Genomic DNA, 17,065 nt, shown 5'->3' on the forward strand with positions numbered 1-17,065 from the left:
GTCCTCCCTTTTACGATTCAATTATACTCAAAATTTGTTGTTCATATTCTTTATAACTGCGTTTGTACAGCTCTTTACGATCAATTGACCCATTCATCTCTTCAAGCACATCTGCAATAAAGCCTGGAAGTGTTTCAAGAACAAATGGCTCATCAATCATTTTAAAATCATCGCCATGAATTGAGCCTGTAAACCCGCCATAGCTAATTTGAATACAAGGCATCATAAAGGATAAATCGCCAATATCGCCAGCAGCTGCAATGCCACCGCGATCTTCAATAATCGCTTCCACAGCATCATTTTTTAGATAAGCTTTCTTTACAAATTCATTCAAATAGCGATTTTGAATGAACGGTAGATAGCCCATTTGCGTTTGAATATCCACTTTACCACCCAAACTCATCGCGCTTCCAAGAGCAGCTTGATCAAGCTTCACAGCCGTTTGCTTCATATAATCAAGCGTTCTCGTACGCAAGTCGGTGCCGACACGGACCTTATTTGGAATCACATTCGTCGACATATTCGAATTCATCAAAATCGGATTAAAACGAACAAGCATCGTGTCATCCATTTGTTGCCGCATAAAGCCTAAAGCCACATTAAATAAGTTAGACATACTGTAGGCATTAACCCCGCTAAATGGGGCAAAGCCCGCATGCGCAGCTTTTCCTTCAAAATCATAGTACTTGTACAAAAAGCCCGCCAAATCACAGTTGATTTCGATCGTCGGCTTATCAAACGTTTCGCCGATTGCATGCACGCACATCGCGAAATCAATATCATCAAAAACACCCAGCTTCATCGCTTCCGGTTTTCCACCATAATATGTAATTTTCCCTTGCGAACGTAACGTTTCACGGTATTCCAAATCTAAAAATTCCTCTGCAGGAACGAATACAAAAACGATATTAAAATCAAATTTTTCATAAGCTTTAGAGCTTACCAAGTAGGCATATAAAGCGAGCGCTGTCGTAATTTGTGTAAAGTGCCCACAATTATGAGCTGCACCCGTTTCCGGATCAGCGTTGAAATGCGTTGGCGCGTAAACCGCATCCAGTTCAGCGATAAACGCCATCGTCATTTCCTTATCCTTCGAAAGCCATGTCTTAATCCCCGTTGCACTAAAATGTTCCAACTGAGCATCCGGGTTCTCCTTCAGCAAAAAGTCTTCCACCACTTTTTTAGTGTATACTTCTTTGTAACCTAGTTCTGGATGATCGAACAAATCATGCGCAATTTTTGACATTTCTTCAAAACGTTCCTGAAAAAACATATCCAAGCCACCTTTTCATTATTTTTAAACCCCTCAATAAAAACATCTACAGATAATTTATTTCTGCTAAAGAATATAATTGAAAAACTTTCATGAAATTATTTTAACATAACATTTCCTCCATAGATATAGCATTCTATCGGATTTTTCTAATATTTGCAAAATCATTTCGCATTAAAAGAAACCCTCGCTTTTTAAAAAGCGAGGGTTTCTTAGCATTATTTATTAACTTCTTCAAGTGCCAAAGTTTCCTTTAGCTCTTCCACAAATTTCTGTGCATTTTGTCCGGCAATGCCGCCATCACCAGTTGCCGTAACGATTTGTCGAAGCGTTTTTGCGCGCACATCGCCTGCTGCAAAAATGCCAGGAATACTTGTTTCCATTTCTTCATTCGTTACAACATAACCTGCTGCGTCGGTAATACCTAGGTCACGGAAAGGCTCAGTAAGCGGAACAAGTCCAACATAGATGAAAACACCTGCAGCTGGAACTTCCCGTTTAGAGCCATCTTTTGTAGATACAAGACGCACTCCAGTTACTTTCTTTCCATCACCAAGAATTTCTTCCACTTCAGAATTCCAAATAAAATCTACTTTATCATTTTTAAACGCGCGATCTTGCAAAATTTGTTGCGCACGGAGCTTGTCACGGCGATGAATTACAGTTACTTTATCCGCATAGCGTGTTAGATAAGTTCCTTCTTCAACTGCTGAATCGCCGCCGCCAACGACAAGTAATTCTTGGTTTTTGAAAAACGCTCCATCACAAACGGCACAATAAGAAACACCGCGTCCAGAAAGATCTTCTTCACCCGTTACACCAAGTTTTTTATGTTCGGCACCGGAAGCGATAATAACCGCACGTGCTTTATAGCTTTTTGAGCCTGCCGTAACAAGTTTATAACTGTTATGATCTTCGATTCCTTTAATGTCGCCATAAGCGTACTCCGCTCCAAATTGTTTAGCACCGCTTAGCATTTTATCGGATAGTTCAGGGCCGAGAATACTGTCAAAGCCAGGATAGTTTTCTACTTCTGCTGTGTTCACCATTTGGCCGCCGGGAACTCCGCGTTCAATCATCAACGTATCTAAATCTGCACGAGAAGTATAAAGTGCTGCTGTCATTCCAGCAGGTCCCGCACCGATGATAATGACATCATAAATTTTTTCTTCATTTGCCATTTTTATTCCTCCTAGTTCCCAGTTCTAAGTCTATCAACAGCTTAATACGAAAACCCATTTTCGTCTATTTTTCTGCTCATGCGGTCACAGAAATGGTAACTCAAGTGGTTGCGCTCCACAAATTTGTGTCGCTTCACTTACTTGTTTCCCGCCAAAATGAACTAACAGATAAGCAGAAATGCCTTGCAACTGCTCTTCATCAAGTGTCACTTCAGCTTCGCTCAAGCGGAAAATGGCAGCAAGTGATTCTTTATAGAAAGAAAGATTTTTGGCAGCAAGTGGCAAAGCTTCTTCCTCAAGCTTCCGCCAAATCTGGATCAAGGTTTTGCTATTCCGCTCCAAAATGCCTTCAGGTAAATACTCGAAGTCTGTGAATACCAAATGCTCAAGATAATTCCAATTGCTCATCTCAAATAGCGGATTAAAAAGAAGCAGTTCCGCTCGCACGGAAGAAATCGAAAGCGCATAAACGCCAATAAAATGATCCAGCTCATCTTCCGCGCAAAGTTCCGTCAAAATTTGCGAAGCTTCGTGAGCCATCTCTCCTTTTCTTGAAAAAGGAAAAGCCTCTCGCTCATAAACATCACAATTCAAAAACTGTTGCCAATATTCCTTTGCATTTTCTTCTTGGCCAAGATAAAAGGCTGTTTTTGCCCGGTAATAGTAAAAACGCGGACGATCCGTAACCTCGAGATCAACTATATCGACAAACAGGTTCTCAGCCTGTGTGTAGTCTGCCATCATCGCGTGCAATACAGCCAAACGCTCTTTATGATGAGTTAAAATCGGAACTACTTTTTTCAGTTCTCCGTATAATTTCTCAGCTTCTTCTCGGTTCGCTTTAAAATAATGGTACACAAACAAATCTGCTAGCCCAAGTAAATTCCCCGGCGAACGATCAAGCAGACGATAAAGAACTTTCAAACCTTCCTCTTCTCGTAAATCTTCAAAATAAAGCATCGCGAGCTGATTATACGCTGGCCAAAAATTCGGTTTTTCGTCAACCACCTTCTCAAGCACCTGACATGCCGAAGCACTATCTTCCTCTGCCAAATAGCGATTCAGCTCCCGCTTATACTGGTAAAACTCCTGTTCGGCTTTAGCAAAATTATTTTCAAGCGCCACGCCGATCGGAGTTTCCTCTAGTAAAAGTTGAATCAGATCCTCTGCTTCCTCTTTATACTCGCCAGTCGGGTCCAGTTCCTGGTAACGCTTGGCATATTGAAGCGCACGCCTAAAATCTTTCATATAGGCGAAATTATTGGCGATAAAGTAATAACAATACACCATGCTCTCATCCAAATTTTCCAAAATATAACGCAAAAATTGGTTAGACTTATGGAACTGCCCTACTTCCGTATAGCAAATTGCCAGTTGGCACATCACCACTGGTTCGCGTGGTTCAAGTTCATGTGCTCGTTCCAAATATTCGATTGCTTCTTTGATCTTTTCTTCGCGAAAAGCAGCAATCCCCCGTTCAAAATAGAAGTAACTATTCGGGAAAAAGTGAATCACTTTCGCGTCTCTTGATTCTCTTTTCTTCAACTTCTCCCCTCCATTCCTCGTTTCTTAGTTGAAGTATATCATAGATTTTTTGTTCCGCAAGTGGCAAAAAGACTGAAATAAGAGCCTTTTTATCTTTACGCTCCCATTTCAGTCCCTTTTATTTTCCCGATCAAGCGGGCGCACAACGAGTGGGTTCCCAAATGCTAAGTGATCATCCGGAATATCTCGATTAATAACTGCCCCAGCTCCCACTTTGACGCGGCTTCCAATTGTCACCCCCGGAAGAATCGTTACATTGGCTCCGATCATCGTGTCATCACCAATTTGAACTTCTCCCGTGCGGTATTCTTCAATCAAATATTCATGTGTCAAAATCGTTGTGTGGAATCCAATAATCGAATTCCGACCAATTTTGATTTTTTCTGGATAAAACAAATCAAATGTTACTTTGAAAGCGATGGCCGTATTTTCACCAATCTCCATCCGCAAAAGACTCTGATACAACTTTCGCTTACCTGAAATCCACGGAAAATAGCGGCAAAACTCGATCACGATCGTGTTTTTCAAAGTTCGCCAAAATGATACCGTTTGATAAACTCGAAATAGCGGATTTTCTTTTTCTCTTCTTGGTTTAAAACGGTTCAAGCGACGCATCGTTACTCTTCCTCACGATGAACAATCTTCAGCAAGTCGCCCATTTTGTGTAACATATAATCAGGTTCATAAGCGAGAAGCGTGTCTTCCCCTTTGATGCTCCAAGCAACACCTGCAGCTTTCACACCGGCATTTTTTCCAGCCAAAATATCATGATAGTTGTCTCCGACCATGATCGCTTCCTCTTTTGAAGCATTTAAAAGCGTCAACGCCATGTTAATCCCTTCTGGATCAGGCTTTGCGGCTTGCACTTGATCGAAACCGATAACAACTTGGAAAAACTTATCTAGCCCCATTACTTTTAGGCCTCGCATTACTGTGTCATAAATCTTCGTTGAAACAATAGCAAGTTTATAATCTTCTTCATAAAGGGCTCGAATCGCTTCATAAACGCCATCATATTCCAAGATGAGCTCATCATGATGCGCATTTGTATACGCCCGGTAAAAATCGATCATTTCTTCTGCGCGTTCTGGCAACAAATTCCCAAAGGTTTCAGAAATCGGCGGTCCAATAAACGGCAGGATTTCTTCACGAGAAAATTCTTTTTCAGGTAAAAATTCTTTTAATGTCGCTTGAAAAGAAGCGATAATGAGTTCATTGGTATTAATCAAAGTCCCATCTAAATCGAAAAGCAGGGTTGTGATTTCGCTAGTCATGTCTACACCCTTTCCTGATTAAATTATTTCCTTTTTGGCACGTTACCGAACTTATCGGCCATATAATAAGGCGGATTTTGTTTGATCCGACGATAAGCAATAATCGCGAGGGAAACCACGATAAGAAGTATCGCGAGTACTTGCGAAACGCGGAAATCGCCCCACATTAAGCTATCTGTTCGCATTCCTTCGACAAAGAATCGTCCGAAAGAGTACCAGATCACATAACTCAAGAAAAGTTCGCCTCGTCTGATTTTTGTTCGGCGCAAGATGAGTAAAACGATAAATCCTAAAACATTCCACAGGCTTTCATAGAGAAAGGTGGGTTGATAGTATGTACCTTCAATATACATTTGATTAATGATGAAGTCTGGTAAATGCAAGCCTTCCAAGAAACTCCGGGTAGTTTCCGCACCATGTGCTTCTTGATTCATAAAGTTGCCCCAGCGTCCAATAGCTTGAGCGATAATCAAACTTGGCGCTGCAATATCCGCCAACTGCCAAAATGAAATTTTCTTCACTCGAGCAAAAATGATAGCCGTCGCAACCGCCCCGATTAAAGCGCCATAAATCGCAATGCCCCCATGCCAAATTTTAATGATTTCGTCTAAATTGTTTTTATAAAAATCCCACTGGAACACGACATAATAAATTCGCGCACAAATAATTGAAATCGGGATTGCCCAAATCAAAAGGTCAATATACAATTCTTTATCTAATCCACGCTTGCTAGACTCTCGAAGAGCTAGTAAAAGAGCAACTACAACACCAACTGCAATAATAATGCCATACCATTTGATTGAGAGTCCGCCAAGATCGATCGCAACCGGATCAAGCGGCTTAATTTGATTCTCCATGTTTAACCTACTTTCATTCACTTTGTTCGTATTGATTGTACCTTTTTTTACGTAAAAAGAAAAGGAGCCCGAATTTCTACTTCTTCATTCACTCGTGGCTCCATTTCTGGCATTTTAGTCGTTCATACTGTTATGGCTGATCAAACGATTAAGGTCACTCGTAAAGCGTTCAGCCGCATTGTACCCCATGTTTTTCAACCTGAAGTTCATCGCAGCAACTTCGATAATAACCGATAAGTTTCTTCCCGGCCTAACCGGAACCGTAATCATCGGCACGTCCATATCAAAAATTTGCGTCTTTTCTTCATCCAATCCGACACGATCATAGTGTTTTTCTGGATCCCAGTTTTCCAAATGAACTACGAGCGTAATCTTTTTACTCGACCGAACCGCACCTGCACCGAAAAGCGTCATAACATTAATAATGCCAAGCCCGCGGATTTCCAGTAAATGTTCAATAATTTCTGGTGAGGAACCAATCAACGACAACTCATCTTCTTTGCGAATTTCAACGTTGTCGTCAGCTACTAGTCGGTGCCCGCGTTTCACAAGTTCAAGCGCTGTTTCACTTTTCCCAACGCCACTATTTCCCGTAATCAAAACACCAAGCCCATAAATATCTACTAAAACACCATGTTTTGAAATCACCGGTGCAAGCTTACTTTCCAAATAATTCGTAATATAAACAGACAAGCGCGTTGTTTTAAGGCGAGAACGAAGGACAGGGATTCCAGCTTCTTTTGCAGCTTGAATAAGCTCATCGGGGGCTTCTAGGCTACGTGAGATTACAAAAGCTGGCGTGCGACGCGTACACATTTGCCGATACCGTTTTAAACGTTCCTGCGTTTCCATCCCCTTTGAAAACGAAATCTCCGTCATTCCGAATAGTTGTACACGGTCTTCAGGATAATACGAGAAAAAGCCAGTCAGTTCAAGACCTGGTCTTGATAAATCACTTGTTACGATTGGGCGATTTAATCCGTCATCTGAACAAAGCACTTCTAAATTAAGCCGCTCCACTAATTCTTTAACCGGAACAGATTTTGTCATCAAATTACCTCCATCAAGGTTTGTTTTCTTTATTTTACCATTTCTCAAGCTTTTCGAGTAGTTAAATCCCAAACTTTGCTTGAATTTGCTTCCTAAACAAAAACAGCCCCATTCACTTGGAGCTGTTTTTGTTATTTCTTATCATCCCATAATACGGAATTAATAATCATATTGGCAAATGCCATAATTGCAGCAATCAACATTGCCATCCCGAATCCATCAATACTAAACGAGCTTCCCATGAAATAAGTCGTAAGTTCAAGCATCAGCGCATTTACGACGAAGGTAAACAAGCCAAGCGTCAAAATATTAATTGGGAGCGTTAGAATAAATAAAATCGGACGAACTAGCATATTTAAGATTGCTAAAATAAAACTTGCAATGACAGCAGTCATAAATCCGTCGACATGGAAGCTTGAAAAGAAACCAGACATCGCGACAAATAAAACTGCATTAATGATAACACCTATTAACCAGCGCATTTCCGAAAATTCACTCCCACTCTGAACCTGGAGCTTTTGGCATAATAATCGCGGCAATGATATATAGCAAGATACCTGATCCACCAATTAAAGTTAGAACGACCCAAGCAAGGCGTATCCAAGTAACATCAAAGCCCAAGTATTCCGCAAAGCCACCACAAACTCCAGCTAGCATTTTTTGTTCCGATGATTTTGTTAGTTTTTTCATCGTAATTCTTCCTTTCTTTTAATGATTATAAAACATTTTCCTGTTTTTCTTCCAGTTCAGTCACTTTAATAATTCCAGTATCTACGTTAGCTTGCAGAGTTGCTGTACTTATTTCTTCAGCATTTTGAGTGAAAACAAGTGCTTGAGTCGAATCATCCCAAACCTTAGCATTTTTCAAATCAAAGTAAATTTTTTCTCGTTTGGTTCCAAGCGTCCCATCCACGTTCCACGATGCGGGAATCTGGATGCGAATATCTCCATTCGGGGCTTTCAAATCTGCTGCTGTTGCAGAATCATTGTGCAAGTTATACTCCACATCGCCCTTAGCGGATTTAGCAATCGTGGTAATAAAATTGCCATCCACAACTACGTCTCCTTTTTGCGTAACAAGATCGAGATTTTCAATATTGGCTTGCTTGAAGAAAATTTCGCCATCTTGTAAATCTGCACTTAAGAATTTACCGCTAGCTGCTGAAGAGCGAAGATCCCCGTGGTGAATCTTAATAATTGTATCTTCTACTGAAATATCATCAAATTTCAAGTTTCCGTTGAGTAGTTGAATTTTAACTTGTTCATACAGTCTTTTAGGAACCGTCAAAACGACATCTGTTTTCAAAATATCTTTTCTTGATTCAAACGTAAATTGCGCTGGATCAATTTCTAACATAGTTTGGCTAAAGAAATAATCCCACAATTTATCTTCACTCATTTGGCGAATCGACCGAGCTTTTTCATGAACCGCAAGAACAACGCGCATCTTCAATTCATTTTTTTCCCAAACACGGATGCGGACGTCTCCTGTCGCAATTTGAACTTTAAGCGCCTTGAACGTCGTTGCATCGAACGTGAATTCACGAGTTGGACGCGGTCTCGCTCCCCCGCGGTGAATTGACGGTTCTGGCGTATGTGATGGACGCATTTTATCAGCATTTCGCATGCGACCGCGTTCCATATGAGCCTGCTTTCTTGCCACTTTTTCGTCCATTCGGTCAAAGCGTTGCCCACGTCTTTCACTCACGTAACGACGCTTTTCATCTTGCCGGCGACGAAATTCCGCTCTCACTTCATCATTATTCATGTTACTTGAAGGAATCACAAACAAAGCAATAATGTAAGCGATGATTGCAATCCCGGTTTTCATCGTAAAAATCGCAAAGGCAATAAAAACGAGCCGTAAAATCGTTGCATCAATTCCAGTGTATTCCGCAATACCTCCGAAAACACCACCCACTTTACGATCTACTCGCGACCTTCTTAACTTTTTCTCCATAGCTTGTGCTTCCTTTCTTCCTAAAACTTAACTAACTAAGCAGGAAACAGGGATGCTGCTTCCCGCAAATTGCATTTATTTAAAGTCTCTAATTTTCACATTGCCCGTCGTTGCTTCAGCTTCTACTTTCAGTGCTTCCGAATCTTCATTTGAAGCTTTCGTAAATACCATCATCTTGTTCACTGATTCCGTTTTTGAATCGAGAACATTCGCATCCTTCACATCAAGCAACAATTTACCTAGATTGGTATGAATTCGTCCATCCAAGCCCGATTCCTTCGGCACGATAACCTCAATGTTTCCAGCACCAGCTTTCGCCTTGAGATAAACTGCATTGGCATTTTCCAGTTGATAACGCACATTTCCATTTTTAGTGGTCAAGTTACTTGAATAAAACTCACCTTTCACAGCCACATTCCCATTTAGCGTTTTAAGCGAAACATCTCGCACTTTCCCATTTTGAATCCGAACATTTCCATTGATTGATTCAATTTCAGCAAGTGTCGCTTGAAGCGTTCCGACACTAATATTGCCATTCGTTGTTTTCGCAAACAAGTCACGTCCAACTAGCTCATCAATGTGGAAATTCCCATTCAAAATTTTGATTGAAACATAATCATATTCCCGGCGTGGCAAGTAAACCGTCAAGTTGGTCACAATTTGTTTTGATTTAGATTCGAATCGAAGCGTTTCTTCATCTACCCGAAGCGTCGTTCGATCAAAGAAAATCTTCATTGCTTCCTCTTCTGGGTATTCCTTGAAGAGCTTAATCGCAGCCTTCACACGAATATCATCATTTTCCGATGGCTTGAATTCAATATTCCCAAGCGCAACATCAAACTCTAAAATTGAAAGCGTCGTATCATGATAAACAAATTCGCGTTCTAGCTTCGTTGAGGTTAAAAATGGAAACGGCATATCCTTCACTTGATTGATAGCACTTCCCAAGAAAGAACCAATTTTTTCACCCGCTTGCGATAAATCACTCATTACATTTTTCAACGTTTCTTCGCGTTTCGCTTGCTTTTCACGTTCTAATTTAGCTCTTTCTTCCTTGTTTGTTAACTTTTGAGGACGAGGACGCGTTTTTTTAGCTTCTCCGCCACGATACGGATTATCTTTGGTGTTCCAACCTTGCGAATAATCATAACCCACTTCCTCTTGCTCCTCCTCTTCCTGACGAGCTTCCGAGCAATCAGCTTGACGCATATTTTCCGAAGCTGCGCTTTTTCCTTCTTTTTTCGAAATATTTTCAAGTAACATCAAAGCTTCTTCCGTTGAGATAACGCCTTGTTTTACGAGTTCCAAAATACGTTTACGTTCATTTTCCATGTTTCTTCCCTCCAAAAATTTATCATTTATTCAAAAGTTCCAATTGATTGAGTGTCTCATTTATTATAGTTCTATTATGACGCATCACATAAATTCTGTCATACAACCTAAGAACGATTCTTTCTTTAGACTTTTGGGGAAAAGAAAAAGCCTGATCTGGCTACTTTCATCCAGACCAAGCTTATCAACTTATTTTTGCTTTTCGGCTACCTTTTCCTTCATACGATTCTTATCACGTTCCAAAATCGGTTTCAAGTAGTGCCCCGTATACGATTTCTTCGATGCCGCTACCTTTTCAGGCGTTCCCTTCGCGATAATTTGACCGCCTCCATCGCCACCTTCTGGCCCGAGGTCAATCAAATAATCAGCTTGCTTGATCACATCCAAATTGTGCTCAATCACAAGAACCGTATCGCCATTTTCGACGAGTCGTTGCAAGACTCCGAGCAAACGGCCAATATCATCAACATGCAGCCCTGTCGTAGGCTCATCCAAGATATAAAACGACTTTCCGTTGCTGCGTTTATGGAGTTCCGAAGCGAGTTTCACACGTTGCGCTTCCCCGCCTGAAAGCGTCGTTGCAGGTTGACCTAAACGAATATAGCCAAGTCCTACATCCACAATCGTTTGCAATTTCCGAGCAATTTTCGGTTGGTTTTGGAAAAATTCAAGCCCTTCTTCCACCGTCATATCTAGCACTTCTGCAATATTCTTTCCTTTGTAATGAATATCAAGCGTTTCACTATTATAACGTTTTCCGCCACAAACCTCACAAGGAACATAAACATCCGGCAAAAAGTGCATTTCAATTTTGATAATGCCGTCCCCTTTACAAGCTTCACAACGTCCACCTTTCACATTAAAACTAAACCGGCCTTTTTGATATCCACGAACTTTCGCTTCATTTGTCGAAGCAAACAAATCACGAATATCATCAAACGCTCCAGTATATGTGGCCGGATTTGATCTTGGCGTCCGTCCGATTGGTGACTGATCAATATCAATGATCTTTTCAAGGTGTTCGATTCCTTTGATTTCCTTATGCGCTCCTGGCTTAGCATTCGCACGATTTAGTTTTCGAGAAAGCGTCTTTCGAAGAACTTCATTCACGAGTGAACTTTTTCCAGAGCCAGAAACCCCAGTCACACAAGTAAAAGTTCCAAGTGGAATATCCGCTGACACATTTTTCAAGTTATTTGCCTTGGCACCGATAATCTCAAGCTTATTACCATTTCCTTTACGACGCTTCGTTGGAACAGGAATAAATTTCTTACCAGAAAGATACGCACCTGTGATTGAATTGGCATCGTTCGCAACTTCTTCCGGGCTTCCAGCAGCCACAATTTCTCCGCCGTGTTCCCCGGCTCCTGGTCCAATATCAATCAAATAATCCGCTGCCATCATTGTATCCTCATCATGTTCCACAACGATGAGCGTATTGCCAATATCTCGCATGCCTTGAAGTGTATTCACAAGCCGGTCATTATCCCGCTGATGCAACCCAATCGAAGGCTCATCTAAAATGTAAAGCACTCCAGTAAGCTTCGAACCAATTTGTGTAGCCAATCGAATTCGTTGCGCTTCACCACCAGAAAGCGTTCCAGCCGCTCGACTCAACGTTAAATAATTCAATCCGACATTTTTAAGAAAACCTAATCGGTTTCGAACTTCTTTCAAAATCGGTGCAGCAATTTGTGATTCTTTTTCCGATAAATCAAGGCCTTCAAAGAAATCATAGCCTTCTGTAATCGAATAATCGCTTACTTCCCCAAGATGCTTCCCGTCCACTTTGACAGCAAGAGCTTCTTCCTTCAAACGATAACCATGACAAGTTGGACATGGCAAATTAGTCATATATTGCGCCATTTGGTCACGCGTGAAATCCGAGTTCGTTTCCCGGTAGCGCCGCTCAATATTCGGCAAAATCCCTTCAAACGGCATCCAAGTTTCCCGTGTCATTCCAAAATCATTCTTATATTTAAAGAAAAATTCTTTTTCACCAGAACCATTTAAGATGATATTTTGATGCTCTTTCGAAAGTTTTTCAAACGGTGTATCCATATCAATCCCAAACTCTTCACAGGCAGAAGCAAGCATCTGCGGATAATATTGTGAGCTAATAGGCTTCCAAGGTACGATAGCCCCTTCGTTTAACGAAAGTGATGGATCCGGAATAACTGTTTCTACATCCACTTCAAGTTTTGTTCCAAGACCATCACAAGTTGGACAAGCACCAAATGGACTGTTGAACGAAAACATACGTGGCTCTAATTCACCAACCGTAAAACCGCAGTACGGGCACGCGTAGTGTTCGCTAAACAGCAATTCCTTTTCACCGATCACATCCACAACAGCATAACCATCTGCGAGCTTAAGTGCTGACTCTAAGGAATCATATAGACGCGAATGCACGCCTTCTTTGATCACAATCCGGTCAATGATGATTTCAATCGAATGTTTCTTGTTTTTTTCCAGTTCGATTTCATCATTTACATCATACACTTCGCCATCTACGCGAATTCGTACGTAACCTTGCTTTTTAATTTCTTCAAACGTTTTCTTATGTGTTCCTTTTTTTCCTGAAACGATCGGAGCCATAATTTGGATCCGTGTTTTTTCAGGATATTCAAACACACGATCTACCATCTGATCAATCGTCTGTGAAGTAATTTCAATTCCGTGATTCGGGCAAATTGGGTGCCCTACACGAGCGTAAAGCAACCGCAAATAATCATGAATTTCAGTTACGGTCCCAACTGTCGAACGTGGATTTCGACTTGTCGTTTTTTGGTCAATCGAAATCGCTGGACTCAAACCTTCAATCAAATCCACATCTGGTTTATCCATTTGCCCAAGGAACTGTCTCGCATATGCAGACAATGATTCAACGTAGCGCCTTTGTCCTTCCGCATAAATCGTATCAAAAGCAAGCGAAGACTTCCCAGAACCCGATAAGCCAGTCATAACGACTAACTTATCGCGCGGGATTTCCACATCAACGTTTTTCAAATTGTGTGCTCTCGCTCCTTGGATTACGATCTTATCTTTTTTCAAATCTGCTCATCCTTCCGCTTTAAGTTCTAAAAGTGCATCCCGAAGTTCAGCCGCTCGTTCGAAGTCAAGTGCCTTCGCAGCAGCCTTCATTTCATGTTCCATATCTTCAATTAATTGTCCGCGTTCTTGTTTCGTTAGCTTGCTCAAGTCTTGAAGTTTCTCGTCTTCCTCTTCTGAAGCCGTTGTTGCAGAAATCACGCCACGAATTTCTTTTCGAATCGTTTTCGGTACAATTCCATGTTTTTCATTATATTCCTCTTGAATTTTACGACGACGTTCCGTTTCATCAATGGATTTCGTCATGGAATCTGTCATATTATCCGCATACATAATAACTTTCCCGTGTTCATTCCGCGCAGCGCGTCCCATTGTTTGAATAAGCGACCGTTCAGAACGAAGGAAACCTTCTTTGTCTGCATCTAAGATCGCAACAAGCGAAACCTCCGGCAAGTCAATTCCTTCACGTAGCAAGTTGATCCCAACGAGTACGTCAAATACGCCTAATCTTAAATCTCGGATGATTTCGATCCGTTCGAGAGTTTTGATCTCAGAGTGTAAATACTGGACTTTGATGCCCGCTTCTTTCAAGTAATCCGTTAGATCTTCTGCCATTTTTTTCGTCAAAGTGGTGACTAGAACCCGTTCGTCTTTTCCAGTTCGGTCATTGATTTCATCGATCAAATCATCAATTTGTCCTTCAATCGGACGAACTTCAATAATTGGATCAAGCAGCCCTGTTGGACGAATGATTTGTTCGACTACATCTGGATTGTGTTCGAGTTCGTAAGGACCTGGCGTTGCAGAAATATAAACAATTTGATTAACATGCTTTTCAAATTCTTCCAATCGAAGCGGACGATTATCCAGTGCTGATGGCAGTCTAAAACCATGATCCACAAGCATTTGTTTCCGCGCTTGGTCCCCGTTGTACATGCCCCGAATTTGAGGCATTGTAACGTGCGACTCATCAATCACAATTTGGAAGTCATCTGGGAAATAATCAAGCAATGTGTAAGGCGTAGAACCCGGTTCCCGTAAAGCTAAATGCCTTGAATAGTTTTCAATCCCTGAGCAGTAGCCCATTTCTTCCATCATTTCAATATCATAGTTAGTCCGCTGTTCAAGACGTTGCGCTTCTAATAGTTTATCTTGACTGCGCAATTCTTTTAAACGCTCTGCTAACTCCAGCTTAATATTTTGAATAGCAATCTTCATAATATCAGGGCTCGTCACAAAGTGAGAAGCCGGGAAAATCGAAACATGTTCCCGGTCGCCAATAATTTCACCCGTTAAAGCGTCAACTTCACGAATTCGTTCGATTTCATCTCCGAAAAACTCAACGCGAATACAGTGTTCATCACGTGAAGCGGGAAAAATTTCGACAACATCTCCGCGCACACGAAAACGGCCACGCTGGAAGTCAATATCATTTCGGTCATACTGAATCGCAACTAAACGACGAAGTAACTCATCTCGTCCAAGTTCCATTCCAGTTCTTAGCGAAACAAGTAATTTACCATATTCTTCTGGTGCCCCTAAACCGTATATACAAGAAACACTCGCGATGATGATGACATCACGCCGTTCAAATAAAGCAGCTGTTGCTGAGTGTCGCAGTTTGTCAATTTCATCGTTAATACTCGCATCTTTTTCTATATAAGTGTCACTTTGCGGAACATAGGCTTCTGGTTGATAATAATCATAATAACTGACAAAATATTCAACAGCATTGTTCGGAAAAAACTCTTTAAATTCACTATAAAGTTGCCCTGCTAATGTTTTATTATGAGCCATAACAAGCGTCGGCTTATTAACTTCCTGAATGACATTAGACACCGTAAATGTCTTCCCGGTTCCCGTTGCCCCAAGTAAAGTTTGATGTTTCACGCCTTTATTAAGCCCTGCAACTAGTTTTTCAATCGCTCTTGGCTGATCGCCAGACGGTTTATATTCTGAAACGAGTTCAAATTTATCAGTCAATACCTCTTCCTCCATTCCTGCTCGCTTAAATTCTTTCGCTCATACATAAGATTCTTTCATTTTACCATAAAGTATTCTATTCGCCTAGCAAAAAGCGAACATATTTTCGGTTTTCTGGCGAACGAAAAAACGTCATCTCGGCGGATCACGTTTTCTCTCTCTAATCTATTTTATCACTTTTGTTATTTTTCACCTATCCATGTGCTTTCCTCTTGCCTTTAGCCGCTTAAGCATGATCGTTGCAACAGCAAAACCTACCGTCATCGATAGCGCGTCTAAAATCATTAGCAGGTAAGTTTTCGTGTAACCTAGCTTCACACTTGCCGCGATCAAGATCACCATCAAAAGAAGCGCAATATAGCGATTATAAGTAATGCGCGCAAACATGATGACCAAAAGCCCAGGAAAGAAAATAGCCGAAAGCATCTGATCTACCATGTTTCCTCTCTCCTTTACTTAGAATCGTCCTTTAAAGCCTGAGCAGTAATAGCATTCGTTAATTCAGGAAGCTCGGTTTTGCGGATTCCCTTTTCATGTAGCATATCTGGCAGAATTTCTGCCAGAAAGTATTTTACACTTGCCATCTCCTGATATTTATAAATCGTTGCAAGCGCCTCACTATAGATTTCAACAAAAACATTTTCCGGATTTCCCTTTTGGATTTCACCAAACGATTCATATAGTAAATCCACTTTATCTGCAATCGCTAGAATTTTTCCTTCAAGCGTTTCATCTTTGCCTTCTTTTAACAAATGACGATAGATTGCTTGAAATTCACTGGGGATCTCCCGCTCAATAAAATTTTGCGTCATGCTTTCTTCCACTTCGGAAAGCATTTCCCGGAGCTCCGCCGTCGCATATTTGACAGGCGTTTTAATGTCGCCAATAAAAAGTTCAGAATAATCGTGGTTTAGCGCTTTTTCATAAAGCGCCCGCCAATCGACTTGATTTCCTGCTTTTTCTTCTACGTTCCCAAAAAATTGAGCAATACTTGTGACTTTGAAAGAATGTTCAGCGACGGAATGCTCCTGATATTTAAATTTTCCCGGACAACGATAAATGTTTTCAAGATCCGATAAACTTTGAAAATATTGATGAATTCCCATCTTAACACTCCTTCTCGATTATTTTTTGCTGCTTTGTTGCTTTTTGTTCGTAGGATTCGTATTTTCCACTTCACGCATCACAACTGCAGCCGCATATCCGACGAGTGCAATCATAAAGCCCGAATAAGAGCGAAAATTATCTGGCACAATAAAAGCAATAATTAAAAGAACTGCAGCCGTGAGCAAGATTCCCCAGATAAATAATTTTTGCTTTCGAGGCCGTTCCGCTTTGATCGGTACATAAATCCAAATAAAACAAATCACTTGAATCAAGATAAATTGCCCAATGCCGAGTAACGAAACGAGAACAAGCGACTGATTAAATAAAAGTCCAAGAATAGCGACCAAAAGCATCAAAATAAAGCCCGCGATGATGGCTGTTTTTTGCGTTGACGTGAGTTTCAAAGCTTTCCCTCCAAAGTCTTATTTGTTCTTTACTTTACCACAGAAAGC

The 17,065-nt window shown here is 41.0% G+C and carries 16 protein-coding genes; all 16 read right to left on the reverse strand.

Annotated elements, in window-relative coordinates:
* Positions 1–10: 10 nt before the first annotated feature.
* Complete coding sequence (locus UR08_RS11865) at positions 11–1,273, reverse strand: M20/M25/M40 family metallo-hydrolase (RefSeq protein WP_115753886.1); 1,263 nt, start codon at positions 1,271–1,273, stop codon at positions 11–13.
* A gap of 218 nt (positions 1,274–1,491) precedes the next feature.
* On the reverse strand, positions 1,492–2,454 hold the full coding sequence (trxB, locus tag UR08_RS11870; RefSeq protein WP_115753887.1) for a thioredoxin-disulfide reductase: 963 nt from the start codon (positions 2,452–2,454) through the stop codon (positions 1,492–1,494).
* Positions 2,455–2,538: 84 nt separating this feature from the next.
* The gene (locus tag UR08_RS11875) at positions 2,539–3,999 is read right to left on the reverse strand and encodes a tetratricopeptide repeat protein (protein WP_115753888.1); all 1,461 of its coding nucleotides are present in this window, start codon (positions 3,997–3,999) and stop codon (positions 2,539–2,541) included.
* A gap of 108 nt (positions 4,000–4,107) precedes the next feature.
* The gene (locus tag UR08_RS11880; protein WP_115753889.1) at positions 4,108–4,614 is read right to left on the reverse strand and encodes an acyltransferase; all 507 of its coding nucleotides are present in this window, start codon (positions 4,612–4,614) and stop codon (positions 4,108–4,110) included.
* A gap of 2 nt (positions 4,615–4,616) precedes the next feature.
* Positions 4,617–5,273: a pyrophosphatase PpaX gene (gene ppaX / locus UR08_RS11885; protein WP_115753890.1), complete on the reverse strand. Its 657-nt coding sequence runs from the start codon at positions 5,271–5,273 to the stop codon at positions 4,617–4,619.
* A gap of 23 nt (positions 5,274–5,296) precedes the next feature.
* Complete coding sequence (gene lgt, locus UR08_RS11890) at positions 5,297–6,130, reverse strand: prolipoprotein diacylglyceryl transferase (protein ID WP_115753891.1); 834 nt, start codon at positions 6,128–6,130, stop codon at positions 5,297–5,299.
* Between the two features lie 114 nt (positions 6,131–6,244).
* The gene (gene hprK, locus UR08_RS11895; protein WP_115753892.1) at positions 6,245–7,180 is read right to left on the reverse strand and encodes an HPr(Ser) kinase/phosphatase; all 936 of its coding nucleotides are present in this window, start codon (positions 7,178–7,180) and stop codon (positions 6,245–6,247) included.
* Positions 7,181–7,311: 131 nt separating this feature from the next.
* Positions 7,312–7,662: a phage holin family protein gene (locus tag UR08_RS11900; protein WP_115753893.1), complete on the reverse strand. Its 351-nt coding sequence runs from the start codon at positions 7,660–7,662 to the stop codon at positions 7,312–7,314.
* Between the two features lie 10 nt (positions 7,663–7,672).
* Complete coding sequence (locus tag UR08_RS11905) at positions 7,673–7,870, reverse strand: PspC domain-containing protein (protein WP_115753894.1); 198 nt, start codon at positions 7,868–7,870, stop codon at positions 7,673–7,675.
* A gap of 25 nt (positions 7,871–7,895) precedes the next feature.
* Positions 7,896–9,140 (reverse strand): PspC domain-containing protein, encoded by a 1,245-nt coding sequence (locus tag UR08_RS11910; protein WP_115753895.1) that lies wholly within the window; start codon positions 9,138–9,140, stop codon positions 7,896–7,898.
* Between the two features lie 75 nt (positions 9,141–9,215).
* Positions 9,216–10,472 carry a DUF4097 family beta strand repeat-containing protein gene (locus UR08_RS11915; RefSeq protein WP_115753896.1) on the reverse strand — a complete coding sequence of 419 codons (1,257 nt, stop codon included), beginning with the start codon at positions 10,470–10,472 and terminating at the stop codon, positions 9,216–9,218.
* A gap of 189 nt (positions 10,473–10,661) precedes the next feature.
* A complete protein-coding gene (gene uvrA / locus UR08_RS11920; RefSeq protein ID WP_115753897.1) occupies positions 10,662–13,526 on the reverse strand; it encodes an excinuclease ABC subunit UvrA in 2,865 nt (954 codons plus the stop codon).
* Positions 13,527–13,532: 6 nt separating this feature from the next.
* Positions 13,533–15,506, reverse strand: coding sequence for an excinuclease ABC subunit UvrB (uvrB, locus tag UR08_RS11925; RefSeq protein WP_115753898.1), 1,974 nt, complete (start codon positions 15,504–15,506; stop codon positions 13,533–13,535).
* Positions 15,507–15,695: 189 nt separating this feature from the next.
* On the reverse strand, positions 15,696–15,944 hold the full coding sequence (locus UR08_RS11930) for a CsbA family protein (RefSeq protein ID WP_115753899.1): 249 nt from the start codon (positions 15,942–15,944) through the stop codon (positions 15,696–15,698).
* A gap of 14 nt (positions 15,945–15,958) precedes the next feature.
* A complete protein-coding gene (locus tag UR08_RS11935; protein ID WP_115753900.1) occupies positions 15,959–16,612 on the reverse strand; it encodes an HD domain-containing protein in 654 nt (217 codons plus the stop codon).
* 18 nt (positions 16,613–16,630) lie between these two features.
* Positions 16,631–17,017: a hypothetical protein gene (locus UR08_RS11940; protein WP_240616096.1), complete on the reverse strand. Its 387-nt coding sequence runs from the start codon at positions 17,015–17,017 to the stop codon at positions 16,631–16,633.
* Positions 17,018–17,065: the final 48 nt, after the last annotated feature.

Source organism: Listeria kieliensis (assembly GCF_003369925.1).
Lineage (GTDB): Bacteria > Bacillota > Bacilli > Lactobacillales > Listeriaceae > Listeria > Listeria kieliensis_A.